12 protein-coding genes are annotated in these 13,717 nt (G+C 45.6%); 2 read left to right on the top strand and 10 right to left on the bottom strand.

Going from position 1 to position 13,717, the window contains the following annotated elements:
- Positions 1-270: 270 nt before the first annotated feature.
- The 4 genes from HLI_RS15565 to HLI_RS15550 form a co-directional block, all read right to left on the bottom strand.
- Positions 271-1,704, bottom strand: a complete 1,434-nt coding sequence (locus HLI_RS15565; RefSeq protein ID WP_128525833.1) for an aldehyde dehydrogenase family protein — start codon at positions 1,702-1,704, stop codon at positions 271-273.
- Between the two features lie 93 nt (positions 1,705-1,797).
- Positions 1,798-3,036: a Zn-dependent hydrolase gene (locus HLI_RS15560; RefSeq protein ID WP_164908584.1), complete on the bottom strand. Its 1,239-nt coding sequence runs from the start codon at positions 3,034-3,036 to the stop codon at positions 1,798-1,800.
- Positions 3,033-3,227, bottom strand: a complete 195-nt coding sequence (locus tag HLI_RS15555; protein WP_128525831.1) for a hypothetical protein — start codon at positions 3,225-3,227, stop codon at positions 3,033-3,035. Before HLI_RS15555 ends, HLI_RS15560 begins: the two co-directional genes overlap by 4 nt.
- Before the next feature lie 11 nt (positions 3,228-3,238).
- Complete coding sequence (locus HLI_RS15550; protein ID WP_128525830.1) at positions 3,239-4,513, bottom strand: peptidase; 1,275 nt, start codon at positions 4,511-4,513, stop codon at positions 3,239-3,241.
- A gap of 420 nt (positions 4,514-4,933) precedes the next feature.
- On the opposite strand from HLI_RS15550, the gene HLI_RS15545 reads away from it, so the two are divergent.
- Entirely contained in the window at positions 4,934-5,953 is a 1,020-nt protein-coding gene (locus HLI_RS15545) for a TAXI family TRAP transporter solute-binding subunit (protein WP_241655866.1), read from the top strand.
- A gap of 122 nt (positions 5,954-6,075) precedes the next feature.
- Positions 6,076-7,992 carry a TRAP transporter permease gene (locus HLI_RS15540; protein WP_128526915.1) on the top strand — a complete coding sequence of 639 codons (1,917 nt, stop codon included), beginning with the start codon at positions 6,076-6,078 and terminating at the stop codon, positions 7,990-7,992.
- Between the two features lie 263 nt (positions 7,993-8,255).
- Here HLI_RS15540 and HLI_RS15535 read toward each other — a convergent pair whose 3' ends face one another.
- The 6 genes from HLI_RS15535 to HLI_RS22160 all read right to left on the bottom strand — a co-directional run bounded on the left by HLI_RS15535 (position 8,256) and on the right by HLI_RS22160 (position 13,536).
- Entirely contained in the window at positions 8,256-8,624 is a 369-nt protein-coding gene (locus HLI_RS15535) for a hypothetical protein (protein WP_128525828.1), read from the bottom strand.
- Positions 8,625-8,888: 264 nt separating this feature from the next.
- A complete protein-coding gene (locus HLI_RS15530; protein WP_128525827.1) occupies positions 8,889-9,734 on the bottom strand; it encodes an immunoglobulin-like domain-containing protein in 846 nt (281 codons plus the stop codon).
- A gap of 15 nt (positions 9,735-9,749) precedes the next feature.
- The gene (locus HLI_RS15525) at positions 9,750-10,328 is read right to left on the bottom strand and encodes a hypothetical protein (protein WP_128525826.1); all 579 of its coding nucleotides are present in this window, start codon (positions 10,326-10,328) and stop codon (positions 9,750-9,752) included.
- A gap of 104 nt (positions 10,329-10,432) precedes the next feature.
- Complete coding sequence (locus HLI_RS15520; RefSeq protein ID WP_128525825.1) at positions 10,433-12,949, bottom strand: bifunctional 2',3'-cyclic-nucleotide 2'-phosphodiesterase/3'-nucleotidase; 2,517 nt, start codon at positions 12,947-12,949, stop codon at positions 10,433-10,435.
- 270 nt (positions 12,950-13,219) lie between these two features.
- On the bottom strand, positions 13,220-13,375 hold the full coding sequence (gene sda / locus HLI_RS15515; protein ID WP_128525824.1) for a sporulation histidine kinase inhibitor Sda: 156 nt from the start codon (positions 13,373-13,375) through the stop codon (positions 13,220-13,222).
- Positions 13,376-13,404: 29 nt separating this feature from the next.
- Positions 13,405-13,536: a hypothetical protein gene (locus tag HLI_RS22160; RefSeq protein WP_277750293.1), complete on the bottom strand. Its 132-nt coding sequence runs from the start codon at positions 13,534-13,536 to the stop codon at positions 13,405-13,407.
- Positions 13,537-13,717: the final 181 nt, after the last annotated feature.

The following is a 13,717-nucleotide window of genomic DNA, read 5'->3' as shown; positions in this document are numbered from 1 at the left end:
TCGGTGGATGCTTGCCGCGGGCACGGCCTCAGCTAACTTGGTCAAGAAGGTCACTTGACCAAGTGGATCTTCGGCTCGCGCTGTTCCCGCAGGCGTCACCACCGAACGCTCATCGTGGAATCAACAGTGGTTCATCTTAAAAGAGTGATTTTCTTGTACATTGAAAGTAGCCGAGTTGAACGATAAAATCTTCCAACTTAACAGCGTGGGAGGCAGGCAGCAAAAAACGGGTAGATTGGAATTTTACAACTTGAATACTCTACAAGATTATTAAAAACTATAATTCAAACTGATCATTTTCCGCTTCACCATTTCACGGACCGCATATTTCACGCCTTCATACCCATACCCCGAATCCTTTCTTCCTCCGTAAGGCATGTGGTCGAATCTCAAGGTCGGAATGTCATTGACCAGCACTTGTCCCACATCTAATTGGTGACTCATCTGCAGCGCCTGGGATAAGTCTGTCGTGAAAATGCCGGCATTCAATCCATAATTCGAGTTATTCATTTCAGCCAGCGCCTCTTGACCACTCTTTACTGCGTTGACGATGACGACAGGACCGAAGACTTCCTGACAGGAGACCTTGTCAGATGCCTGGACACTTTTTAATATTGTCGGTTCAATCCCGTTCTGGCAGGCTTTTCCACCATGGACGATTTCAGCTCCGTTGTGGCTCGCTTCAACGATCCATTCGAGCAGCCGTTTTTGCGATTTTTCATCAATGAGAGCCGATAAATCAGTACTTTCTTCTAATGGATCCCCATATTTCAATTGTGATGTAGCCTCAATGAAATGACGGGTGAATTCCTCTGCGACTGCTTCATGGACATAGATGCGCTGAGTACTTATACAGACTTGTCCATTATATGAAAAAGCACCGACAACTGCTTTTTGTGCTATGTCATCAAGTCTCTCATGCTGACTTTCATCAATATATAGAGCAGAATTATTCCCAAGCTCAAGGGTCACTTTCTTCAGTCCGGATTGGGATTTAATTAATTTTCCTACCTCAGGGCTGCCGGTAAAGGTGATTTTCGCGACTTCTTCATGATCGATCAGCACTTTCCCAAGGCGTGGCCCCTCGCCGGTAATGACCTGAAACGCGCCTTCAGGGAGTCCTGCTTCCAGGAAGGCTTCACGTAATAACAGCGAAGATAAAGGAGTTTTTTCAGCCGGTTTTACAACGATCGTATTCCCGGCGGCTATGGCTGGACCCACTTTATGTATGACTAGATTCAACGGGAAATTGAACGGGGTGATCGCCCCTATGACACCAATCGGCTCGTAGATCGTGTAGGCATCCCTGCCGCCGCCATTATTCGCTGCATCGAGTCGGATCGATTCTCCTTCCAGCTTCCGTGCTTCAATCGCAGAAAATTTCAAAGTCTCCACCGTCCGCGCTACTTCACCTTTGGCGAACCGAACCGGCTTACCCGCTTCATTCACAATCGCTTTAGCGAACCTTTCACTATTTTCTTCTACAATACGCGCCGTTCGCTCGAGAACCTCCGAACGCTCGGCAGAACTCCATGTCTTCAGTTTTTCAAAGGCCGCTAACGACTTTGCGATCGCTGTTTCCATTTGCTCATTGGTACACTCGGGAATTTCTTCGATTTCTTCTCTCGTGTGGGGATTAATCAGCGGATAATTCTCCCCTGCTTCATCTCTTAATTCATTCAAATAGGTTGAATAATTCAGCATGCTCTCGCTCCTTTTTATCTTGAAAATTTGGACGCTTCATCACATCACTTATATCCTTTTCTTTCCAAAAGTATAGCAAAGATATAGAAAAAATTATTCATCTGCCGCGGGCTGGTGGGTAAGCGCAAGTCTTGCGACGTTATCATGCATTACTCTCAATGCTTTTTCAATGTCCTCCCAGTCGGTCTCCTCTTCCTCGCAGTGACTTTTACCTGCTTGGCTCGGCGTGAATATCATCACTGTTTTTCCCAGCCGGTCGATATACATGGCGTCATGCCCGGCCCCGCTGAACATTTCTAAATAGTCGATTTCATTTGCTCTGCAACTTTCCCGTAAAGTATCGATCAATGACTCATCAAAGGCTACGGGCGGCATGAAGGAAAGATCTTCACAAAGACTCTGGGTATCATCCTCCAGAGCCACTTCCCGTATCAAATGCTTGACCGTTTCGACTCGATCAAGTAATACGGAATGATCCGGATGCCTGATGTCCAATGAGAAAACCGCTTCGCTTGGAATCACGTTGATGGAGCCAGGGAGCGTATCGAATTTTCCGAAGGTGACAAGAGTTTCATCCTCTAAACGATGGATCCAGTTGTTGATCCGGCTGATGGCTTTGACAGCACTCAGCAATGGATCTTTCCTATGCTCCAAAGGCGTCGTTCCTGCATGATCAGATTCACCGATGAATTGGACTCTGTGCCAGGACAATCCTTGAATCCCTTTGACCACACCAACAGGTTTCTCTCTAGCTTCAAGAAGCGGCCCTTGCTCAATATGCAATTCAATAAATGCTTCTACTTCCTTCAGGCGATTTTTTTCCTCACCTTGATAGCCGATTCTCTTCAATTCATCTTCAAAACGCTTGCCATCATCATCCTGCATATCATACACATGCTGCTTGGAAAAAACCCCTGTGATCGCCCCGCTCCCTAACATGGGAGTAGGGAAACGCGCGCCTTCTTCATTAGTGAAGACAGCTACTTCAAGCGGACAGCTGAGGTCCTCTGCCTTCTCTTGCAACGATTCTATGATTTCAAAACCGACGAGCACACCCAGCGTGCCATCGAATTTTCCTCCCTTAGGTACACTATCTAAATGAGAACCCAGGACAATCGGTTTTTTTTCTGGAAAATTCCCCTCTAAGCGGGCAAACATATTGCCGAAGTCGTCGACCCTCACTTTAAATCCTGCCTCTTCCGACCAGTGGGTCCAAAGATCCCTTGCCTCACGATCCAGATCACTCAATGCCAGGCGATGGACACCTCCTCGCTCCGTCGCCCCGATCTGAGCCATTTCGTCAAACCTCCGCTTCAGCCTTTCTACTTTCATACCCATCTCTCCTTATAAACCAATTTGAATGAAAAAGAAGCTCCAAAAATCATAATCCCAATGGCGGCTTTACTGTTCATAGGTTTCCACTCAAGACCTGCCACCATCGTCGGCAGCCAGCCAACGCAAAAAATGTCACCCGCATAAATCGAGGAAGGACGACTGAATAGATAGAATGAGAACATCAACATTCATTTGAATTTCACTCCTCCACACTCGCTGCTTCACACCATTCCAACACCGTCTCCGCTATGATTGAAGCGGTCTCAAAAATACTTTCCAATTCAATATACTCGTTCGGGAAATGAGCCATATTCGTTTCCCCTGGACCGAAAACAACAGTCGGGATACCGGCCAAAGCCGTTAATAATCCACCATCCGTCCCCCATGGAGAAGCTTTGATAACCGGCTGTTCACCAACCTGAGATTGATAGCTTTCCTTCAAAGTCTTCAAGAAAGGATGGTCATCATCAATTTCTCCCGGTAGCCAACGTGCACCGAACCATTCCACTTCTACAGGCGCCTCTGCAAACCATTCATCTGCCTCGTAAAGCTTCGCCAAACGTGCCTCGAATTCCCGCTTAGCGTCATTTAATGATTCACCTGGGGCTACCCCCATTCGCCCCTCCATAGTGACTTGGTCTGGGACGGATGAAGGCCAATTCCCCCCTGCGATTTTCCCGATATTGATCGGCACAGGAATTGGGTTCCCTTGATAAAGCGGGCTATCAAGAGGTTCGTTTCTTTCCCTCTCTAAATCAAGAATGGCTTCATGAACAATGGCGGCTTTTTGAATCGCACTCATACCTTCATAACGGGTACCTCCATGAGCGGACTTTCCATAGATATGGACTTTGAACCACATGGAGCCTTGCTGCTTAGGAAAAATTCGCATATTCGTCGGCTCGGGAATGAGCGCCGCATCCGCACGATAGCCCCGTTCAATCGCCGCAAGTGTCCCAGAACCGCCACTCTCTTCCTCGACGACACTTTGAAAGATCACATCACCCTTCAACTTGATACCAGCTCCCTGAATCGCTTCAATCGCAAGCAATGCAGCCAGATTCCCACCTTTCATATCAGTCGCCCCACGTCCATAAAGCTTCCCATCTTCCACTTTTCCGGAGTATGGATCAAACCTCCATTGCTCCCTTTCACCTTCAGGAACCACATCGATATGGCCATTCAACAAAATAGACTTTCCATTCCCTTCTCCTTTCAAAACACCCACAACATTCTCACTACCATCAAAATCAGCTCGAGAAGCACAAAAGGCTTCATGTTCGGATAACAACTTATAATCAAGCTCCCAACGATCCACTTCAAATCCTTTAGAAGATAGACGATCAGCCACTATGCTTTGAACTCCTGCTTCCTCACCTGCTTTACTCGGCTCTTGCACCATCCTTTTCAACAATGCTATGTAGTCTTCACGGTTGTCCTCGATAAAAGACTGGATGCTTTTCATATCGGCCATGATTTCCGCCTCCTTTTCTATAATTTTGATTTTAGTAAATTTTCTGATATCTCAATAAAACAATACAGGGTTGCCTTAAGTCAAATGTGACTTAAACATTATAGACGCTGATTTACCTTTTAGATAGCTGTAAAACGGCGGTAGGACCCTTTTACCGGCGTCAGAAGAATTTTTATCGGTGCAACTCAGAATTCTTCAGCTTGAGAGCATTTTTATTAGCGCAACGTCTCAAACACCCCCCCAAAATACAAAGCACCCAGACAGCGCACAAACGCTTTCAATTATTGAAATATTCTTGTAATAACCCCTGAAACAAGGTAAAATCATGTAGATGTAAGGAGTTAATTTGATTTGAATGGGAATGACGCTTAAAAGCCCATTCCTATCAATTTCCAAATCTATTACTAGGGGGTAATCTTTTTGAAAAAATATTCATTATTTACTTTTGTCATCCTGCTGGCTGTAAGCATGTTACTTAGTGCTTGTGGGGAAAGCGGTACCAACAATTCTTCCAACGGCGACAGCGAAGGCGGTGGCGGTGAAGGAGAAGAGATGACGAACCTTACGATGGGCACAGGTAGTGTCGGAGGTGTCTATTATCCACTTGGCGGCGAGATGGCCAACCTGTGGAAAGATATGATTGAAGTCGAAGGTTTCGATGTCAGTTCCGTTGAATCCGGAGCTTCTGTGGAAAACATTGCGAAAATCCAGTCCGGAGACTTCCAACTGGGCATTGCGCAAAATACCACGATGCTTAATGCGGTTGAAGGTGCTGGCGAATTCGAAGGCAAAGACGTCGGGAATGTCGGGGTGATTGGATCACTTTATCCTGAAGCTCTTCAAGTAGTGACCCTTGATTCTACAGGAATCGAATCTATCGAAGATTTGAAAGGGAAACGTGTAGCTGTAGGTCCTCCTGGCGGGGCGACACGCGAAGCGGCTGAAATGGTCCTTTCCGCTTATGGAATTGAAGAAGGAGACTATGAGGCATACGAAGAAGGCTTCGGTGACGCGAAAAGTAAACTGCAAAATAATACGATTGATGCTTCCTTTGCAGTTGTAGGTGTTCCATCTTCTACAACAGACGAGCTGGATGCAGCCACAGGCGAAGTGAAGTTCTTGAATATTGAAGGTGAAGCACTCGAGAAAGTCGTTGCAGACAGCCAGTATGAAGCTTATACTGTCGAGCCTGGCACATATGAGTGGCAGGATGAACCTGTCCAAACGATTACGGCGATGGCCCTTCTATTAGGATCCACCAGCCAAGTCAGCGAAGATTTAGCGTACGAGCTTACGAAGACACTTTATGAGAATTCCGGTGAAATGTCTATCGCTCAAGCGAAGCTCATAACAAGTGACAGTGCACTCACTGGCGCTCAAGACCTTCCTCTTCACCCTGGTACTAAGAAATACTTTGAAGAAGAAGGCATCCTTGAATAAATGATCTCAATGAGAACCGGGCAGGATTATTGTCCGGTTCTTTCACTGATGATCAAGTGTGTGAAACGGAGGTAGAATCAGTGGCGACACAAGATAACAAAGAAGTAGACAAGCAGGAGCTTATGGCGAAATATGATAAAGAAAGTACATTCCGCACGAATTTGGGGGCCTGGGGATGGCTGACACTCATTCTAGGAAGCGCACTTACGATTTTTCAATTGTACACCGCTTACCGCGGGGCTTATGTATCCCTGATGCAGGGGGCGATCCACCTTGGTGCAGCCTTGTGCTTAGTGTACCTGCTCTATCCGTTCAAACCTTCCTCTTCATCAAAACGGGGAATTCCCTGGTATGACGTCATTTTAGCTGCCCTGGCGCTCTACACGAACTTTTATATCATTCAAAATTATGAACGATTGATCAATGAAGCGATCATTTTCGGTTTTACTTACATGGATCAGATTGTAGCAACAGCTGGAATCATACTTTTACTAGAAGCAACAAGACGAGTGGTCGGCCTGCCTATTGTCATTATTGCAATGGTGGCACTGCTTTATGGATTATTCGGCAATTTCATTCCGATCATCGGTCATGCCGGTTTTGACTGGCCGTCTTTAGCCACCAAAATGTTTTTCAGTTCAAGCGCAATTTTTGGAATCCCGATTCAAATTTCATCCACTTACATTTTCTTGTTCCTCTTTTTCGGGGTCATTTTAGTCAAAACGAATATCGGACAATTTTTCAATGACCTCGCCCTCCGGCTGACCGGCCGTTATACAGGTGGAACAGCGAAGGCAGCCGTTGCAGCAAGTGGACTGCAAGGGATGGTCAGCGGAAGTTCTGTAGCCAACACAGTCGGATCAGGGTCATTCACGATTCCGATGATGAAAAATGCTGGCTTCAAACCGCATTTCGCGGCAGCTTCAGAAGCTTCTGCCTCAACAGGAGGTCAACTGATGCCGCCGATTATGGGAGCAGCCGCCTTTATCATGGCTTCCTACACCGGCATCCCATATAACGAAATCATTGTCATTGCCATCATCCCAGCCCTATTATATTTTTCGGGCGTTTTCTTGGGAACCCACTTTGAAGCACGGAAACAAAACATTCGCGGGCTTACAAAAGAAGAACTGCCGAAAACGAACAAGCTGTTGAAACGGCTCGATCTCTTTCTTCCGCTTGTCATTATTATCGGCTTCTTGCTGTCTGGACGTACACCGACTTATGCGGCCTTATTCGCAATCGCAACCGCCTTTGTCATCAGTTTCTTCCGACAAGAAACCCGGATGTCACTAAAAGGGATCATCAAGCTACTCGAAGAAGGCGCTCGTGTCGCACTCCCGGTCATCGCCGCCTGTGCGACCGCCGGTATAATCGCAGGAACCGTGACAATAACCGGTCTTGGACCAAAGATTGCCGGTGGAATCATCGACCTTGCTCAAGGTCAATTCTTCCTTGTCATGTTCTTCACGATGATCGCCTGTATCATTCTCGGCATGGGACTGCCGACGACAGCCAACTATGTCGTAACTGCAACGATGGCAGCTCCTGCCTTGCTCGCATTTGATGTGCCTGTCATTGCTGTCCATATGTTCGTGTTCTATTTCGGCATCGTCGCAGATATTACGCCGCCCGTCTGTTTAGCCGCGTACGCCGGGGCCGGGATCGCGAAGGCAAATCCGATGAAAGCAGGGGTGACAGCTGTCAAATTGGCGATTGCCGCTTTCATCATCCCATACGTTTTCGTGACCAACCCTATCCTGCTGTTGCAAGGAGATGCAAATGCGGTAAACGTCTCGATCAGTGTGGTCACCGCACTCTTAGGGATGGCCGCCATCAGTTCAGCTATGATCGGTTATTATGTAACAAAAGTCAGCTGGCTGGAGCGATTCGCCTTATTCGCAGGCGGACTGTTGCTCGTTTACCCGAACTTCATCATATCCTTGATCGGAGTGGGCATTTTCTGTCTCATCACAGTTGTCCAGTGGATCCGTAACAAAAATGAGGGTACGGAAAATCAACAAGCAACGTTATCCTAAATCCTTTCTTTGACATTCATGCGAAAAACGATCCTCAGTATAGGAAAAGCCCGTTCTTCATTCTGGAGAACGGGCTTTTTTCTATTCGGAAAGGTTTTCTGGCTGAACTGAGTGTTATTCTGTCCAAACCAGACAAAAATCTTTCCAGGTTACTGGTGAATCTGTCCGGTTTCATTGTGAATCCATCCAAACTTACGGAGAATCTGTCCAAACTCACCTTTAATCAAGCGAAACTCAGGAACAGCCGGTCCCAACTCCTGGGATTACCCTTTCTCAATCGCACCCATCCCCGCCAACAATGTTTTCGCATCTGAATTCAAGTAACCAAGTGCTTCCTTTTTCATCAACAAGCTTTCCTTATCCTTGATCAGCAGCTTCAGCCCCCGCACATCAAATCTGGTCGAATAGATATTCATCGAATTCAAATCAGAGAGTTCCTGGCGAGTGAGCGGCTTCTCTCCTTTTTCTCTTTTCTCCGCAAAAAACTTGAGCAGCTCCCGGGCATTGCGGTTTAATTGATGCTTGTTTTCATCAAGTGCCTCGAAGTTTTCTTCCATATATGTTCTGGCTGTGACCAAATCCATTTCCTCGACACTTTTATTGACTTTTTTAAACAGCTCATACTTTTGCACGCTTCTACAGCTCCCTCAAGATCTCTTTTCTTTAATATCGGTATGTTTCCAGCGGATTCAAGATGGCAGGTTTTTCTGTCCAAAAGGAGCGATAATCCGGCCGCTCCACGCATTAATTTTTCCAACCGCCTCATAATCAGTCCAACTTCAAGCAGAATCATGCCAAAGCAACTAACAATCTGTCCAAAAGCCTTCATAATCGAGCCAAACAAAAGAAGTGTCAACCCCCAGCTAACGAAGCTGAGGACAGGCACTTCTTTAATACTACTCAATCTCAAACTCCACACTCAAAACCGCTTCCACCTCCGTATTTTGAGCATCAAATGATTTAATGACCCTGTACTTTCCTGGACTCAATTCCAGTCTGCTTAAATCTATCTTCTGGGTGCGGGTTTCATCCGATTGAAGCGTGTAGCCGATTGATGTGAAAGCCTTATCATCCCCGAGTACATCATTCCAACGATTGCTCGTGTACTGCTGCAAGTTATAAGGCGTCCCGAACTCGAGAATTGTCGGGCCCCAAATTTCTATATGCACTTCCATGGTGTCATCTTGGGAAAACTTGAGCTTATCGACATACATCCTTGCGTTCATTTCTTCCGGCGGGACGTAGTAGACGACGGCATCGGTATCGAGCACCTGATCATCTTCCCCTAGAACTTCCTGGCTGAACGTATAAAGGACACCGGTTTGATCCGGAAGCTGGACGGCCAGTTTTTCCCCATCTTGATAGACCTTTTCTTTCACCATTTCCACCTTTTCCAAATTTCTCTTTCGCTCCACAAGCTGGACGCGGACCTTCTCGTCTGGAAAGGATTCATGAGAACCGACATCTGCTCCAGGCTCTACCATGAAAAAGGTGTTGTGAGCAAAAAGGCCTTTGAAGAACTTCCCTGTATATGGCTCATATTCTGTCTGTTCGTAAATATCTTCAGCTGTCCACTGAGCACGGTCAGGAGGCTGAACCTTGTCGTTCGGCTCCCCGATTTTATGTGGGAGACCTGAAGAGTTATCCGCCTGGTTATCTTCTTGAGATTCGTCTGTAGGTTCACTGTTCTCGGAGCATCCGATAATCACTAGTAAAGCCAGCAGTGTCAGGAATTTTCTCATGAATTACCTCCCTGTTTAGTCAAAAACTTTTCTCACAACAATTCCTCTCGTCTCCCGTACTATACCTTTTATGTAATCGATCCAGTAATCACGGTCGAAATTCTTCCGCTCCTCATTCGAAACGGATTCATACTCTTTGAATACACTGTACATTTCATCATTCAGGTTCATAACGTCTTCAAGAAAATTGATTTGTTCTTCATTCAGCTCTACACTTCCATTGTTTTCATTCTTCATTCTTTCCATGGTATAAATGATTTCAGAGAGTTGTTCAAAGAGATGATTCCTATTGACTTCCTCCCCCTCCAGCCGCTCAGCCATATCGGCTAAACTTATAATATGGCCTCTTACATTCCTAAAGGTATATAGTAAGTTGGATAAATTTTTTCGGCTGAGTTTTTCTTTTTCAATCGATTCCTCAATGATTGGATTCAAATTATATAAAATAAATTCTTCCTCAAGCATAATCGAGGCAGGTGTAAATTCCTCATCTTCTACAAATTGATGGTACGAATTGAGTTTCATATGTAATGTTCCTGCATAAATCGCCAGGCCAGCCACTAAGACGATCAAAGCTATGCGTTTCTTATTCATAATCCCCCTCCTAACATATATTGGTAGTCTATCATATTTATAGTGATCTTTCTGTTAACAAAAAAAGAGGAAGAACATTAAAAAGTTCTCCCTCTTCTGATCATTTATCTCAAACGATGCACAACCGTAGCCGCTTCTGCCCGGCTTGCTGTTCCTTTTGGTGCAAATTTGTTTCCTGGCACACCGATCATGAGGTCGAGCTCATAAGCGGCCGTAACCTCATCTACAAACCCGATGCGGATTTGGTTTTGATCTTCAAATGGGAGTTCACCGGACGGATCGTATTCTTCGCCGTCTTTGAATTCAAAAGCACGGACGACCATTGCGGCCATCTGTTCGCGGTTGATCAAAGCATCAGGATCGAAGCGATCAGAGGATACCCCGTTGACGATTCCATTTTCGAAGGCAGCTGTGACTGCTTCCTGGTATCTTTCAGGCACGTCTTCAAAAGGATTTTCTCCTTCTGCCGTCAGTCCTAGCTCTCTTGTCAGCAGCATCGCAAACTGAACACGAGTCAATTTATCCTCTGGTCCGAAGTTTCCATTTGGATAACCTTTAATGACCCCGTCTTCAGCCAGTGCATAAATCTCATTAGCAGCCCAATAGTTTTCAGGCACATCCGGGAAGGATACGGATGGTTCTGAAGCTGTCAATTCAACAGCGTATTGAGCGAACCCATCTGATTGTGTTTCAAGGTAAGTGATATTCTCTTCCTGTTGTGCATATTGCTGGCCTTCTGGAGAAGAGCGGAATGTCAATGTGACATCATCTTCTATCGGAGCAAAAGACCAGTTGCCATCTGCCTGTGGATTGATCGTGCCATTTTCACGGATATAATTGACGAGAACTTGGCGGTTTTCATCAGGAGATTCAATCACAACATTATCTCCATCAGGATTAGCAAATTTGGAAGCTGCCCGATAGTTGTTCGTCGCTACCAGGAAGTCCTGCTCAAGATCGATAGGTTCGCCATTGAATTCCACATTGACGATACGGTGGCTATCATTGATTTTGTCACCATCATTGTTGTAACGGGCAGGTTCTGTCACATCGATTTCATACGTGACTCCGTCAATGACATCAAAGTTGTAGCTCGGGAACCCTGGCTCTGTACTTGTATTTTCTTTGACAAGCTGTTGCGCTTCTTCTGTAGCTGTATCAATCTGGTTGAATTGTCCCGCACTCCACTCGAGCCATTCGATGACTTGAGCCCCGTTGATCTTCGTCGCCCTTACCGTGTTCGGGTACTTGTAGAGGGACGTCGTGTCTTTGATCGCTAAACCGCCCTCAGGAATGTCAGTGTAGTCACCGACACCGTCGCGTCCAGCTTTGAAGGGGGCGGCAGCAGAAAGTACAGGCAATCCTTCAAGTTCCGTTCCTTGAATATATTTTTCAATATAACTCTTCTGGGCATCATTGACGATTTGGACCGTCGGGTCATCTAGAACTTGGGAAAAATAGCTGTATAACGGCGCTTCCGTCTCGCCGACAGGAGTGGCTACATATTCCTGCGTCCCTTCATGATCCTCTTTTACGGCATCGACAATCTTCTGATCCGGCTCTACCAGTGGTTCGCCTGTTTCAGAATCATAGATTGGACGCGCTTCCGATTGTCCATCAACGACATCCCATTCACCTGCTGTTTTTTCCAGCTGTAAATCGATGATTCCTAAATCAGAACCCCAGAATCCAGCCTGGGTCGTCGGCACACCGTTAATCGTCCCTGTACTCAAATCAATGTTATGCTTGCCATCAAGAGAAGCATAGTCCTGACTTGGGAAAGTTTGGTGAGAGTGACCGAAAAGCAAAGCATCGAAACCATCGACCGTCGATAATTGATAGGTCTGGTTTTCCGCCCTCTCCACGTATTCCTCAGTCGAACCAAGGCCGGAGTGAGCGATTCCGACAATCACATCTGCCCCATCATCTTTCATTTGCGGAATGAATTTTTCTGCCGTTTCTTTCAAGTCACGAGTCGTAACATGACCTTCAAGATTGTCTTTATCCCATGTCATGATTTGTGGTGGGACAAAACCGATTACTCCTACTTTGATCGTGTGGGTCTCCCCGTCCTGGTCGACAACCTCTCGATCAAGGATCACATAGGGATCGAAATAGTTTTCATCCTCTGCACCCGCTTTATAAACATTTGCGTTCACATAAGAGAACTCAGATCCGGAAATCGCCTGATCGAGAAAATCCAGTCCATAGTTGAACTCATGGTTTCCGTAGTTCCCCGCATCGTAGTCCAATAGATTCATCGCTTGATAGACAGGATGGACATTCCCTTCCTCATCAAGAACTTCCTGATCGACAACATAATCAGCCATCGGGTTCCCTTGGATCAAATCGCCATTATCAAATAGCATAGAGTTCGAAGCTTCATCCCTTGCACTGTTGATCAATGCCGCTGTATTGACGAGACCGACCGTGTCATCCTGCTGTCCGGAAAAGTAATCATAATTCATCACATGGCTGTGCAGATCCGTCGTTTCCATCAACCGTAAATCTACGACATCCTCATTCGTTTCCGCCATCACTGTCGATGGCAATACCACAGAGGCTGCCAAACCGAGTCCAAGGGCCGAGCGAAGCCACCATTGTTTCTGATTCTTTTTCACTCTCACATCTTCCCTTTCCAGTTGGATTTTTTATGTAAATTCTTGATGTTTCTTCTATTATTTTATCACCTTATCAAAATTATTGTATGTCTTAACCTAATTTTTACAAGAATCTGCTATTTGGGGGACAAGCAGCATCGAGAGGTTCGCTTCCTGTTCCTGCATCCGTTCGTTTTTTTACAGAGCGAATCTAAGAATGCCTCTGATCGACGATATGCCATCCTAAAAAAGAGCCACCATGAAGGTGACTCTTACTCAACTGAAGACATCCTACTCTATTTGACTTTTTTCGCCATCACCATAGATCACATGCAACTTCCTGACTTTTATTTCTTCTTCAATAATCGATATGAACTCTGGATCCAAGTTTTGCTTCTTAGCTGCATAGTATGCTGAGAGCAGTGCCTCATTTGAAAGTTTATTCATGCCTGATCCTACTCCTATAATAAAAAACTTTATCTCTCTTCCTCTGCTTGTTCCTTTGCTAGCCAGTGTAAGAATTCTCTTTCTTCTATAGTGAGTTCCCGTTCTAATTTGTCTTCAAATTCACTCACAAGATTTCTCTGTAATTCTTCTAACCTTTCCATAATTCAATCCCCCAGAAATATTTAACACCACTGTATATTAACATAAAGCTGATTAAAACTTGAACACGTAAAGAGTCTTTTTTAATGGAAAACTCGATTCCAAAGGAAAGGAATGAACTTTTCATAAGCGAACACTAAACCATCGCCCACAAAAAAAGACAGCCCTGATTATCAGGTACTG

The sequence above is a fragment of the Halobacillus litoralis genome (assembly GCF_004101865.1).
GTDB classification, from domain to species: domain Bacteria; phylum Bacillota; class Bacilli; order Bacillales; family Halobacillaceae; genus Halobacillus; species Halobacillus litoralis_A.
This window is presented reverse-complemented; position numbering and strand designations above follow the sequence as displayed.

What these genes read in the sequence shown, in the direction of transcription:
- HLI_RS15565 (WP_128525833.1), bottom strand. Translation starts at nt 1,704, where the DNA reads ATGCTGAATTATTCAACCTATTTGAATGAATTAAGAGATGAAGCAGGG.
- HLI_RS15560 (WP_164908584.1), bottom strand. Translation starts at nt 3,036, where the DNA reads ATGAAAGTAGAAAGGCTGAAGCGGAGGTTTGACGAAATGGCTCAGATC.
- HLI_RS15555 (WP_128525831.1), bottom strand. Translation starts at nt 3,227, where the DNA reads ATGTTGATGTTCTCATTCTATCTATTCAGTCGTCCTTCCTCGATTTAT.
- HLI_RS15550 (WP_128525830.1), bottom strand. Translation starts at nt 4,513, where the DNA reads ATGGCCGATATGAAAAGCATCCAGTCTTTTATCGAGGACAACCGTGAA.
- HLI_RS15540 (WP_128526915.1), top strand. Translation starts at nt 6,076, where the DNA reads ATGGCGAAATATGATAAAGAAAGTACATTCCGCACGAATTTGGGGGCC.
- HLI_RS15530 (WP_128525827.1), bottom strand. Translation starts at nt 9,734, where the DNA reads ATGAGAAAATTCCTGACACTGCTGGCTTTACTAGTGATTATCGGATGC.
- HLI_RS15525 (WP_128525826.1), bottom strand. Translation starts at nt 10,328, where the DNA reads ATGAATAAGAAACGCATAGCTTTGATCGTCTTAGTGGCTGGCCTGGCG.
- sda (WP_128525824.1), bottom strand. Translation starts at nt 13,375, where the DNA reads ATGAATAAACTTTCAAATGAGGCACTGCTCTCAGCATACTATGCAGCT.
- HLI_RS22160 (WP_277750293.1), bottom strand. Translation starts at nt 13,536, where the DNA reads ATGGAAAGGTTAGAAGAATTACAGAGAAATCTTGTGAGTGAATTTGAA.